At 61.5% G+C, this 335-nt stretch carries 1 pseudogene; it reads right to left on the reverse strand.

Going from position 1 to position 335, the window contains the following annotated elements:
• Window positions 1-335: pseudogene (wbpZ, locus tag ACLJNW_RS23900) on the reverse strand (D-rhamnosyltransferase WbpZ); the annotation flags it as partial.

A 335-nucleotide genomic window follows, 5' to 3' on the forward strand; every position in this document is an offset into this window, starting at 1 on the left:
TCTCTCGCCAGTGCTCCAGACGCTGTGTCGCAGGCTTCGGGTAGCCGTCCTTGTCCAGGCCGTAGGTGATCACCCGGGTCTTTTCTCGGTACTGGCGGAGCACGTCGCTGGTACTGAAGTAGTTGGGCGAGGCTGCGACGATGCGATCCACGCTGTGGAGGAAACGACTCATCAGCGGCCGGTACAGTTTCAACAGGACGCGCTGGCGGATGATGTCCGAATGGTAGGTGACCACGCTCGGCTTGTTCATACCGGTGAGGAAATGCACCAGGTCCATGAACGGCCAGGGGAAGTGGTAGTTGACCACGTCCGCCTCCGCCGCCAGCTCGCGGAAC

This window comes from Salmonella sp. SAL4457, assembly GCF_046548235.1.
GTDB classification, from domain to species: Bacteria; Pseudomonadota; Gammaproteobacteria; order Enterobacterales; family Enterobacteriaceae; genus Salmonella; species Salmonella enterica.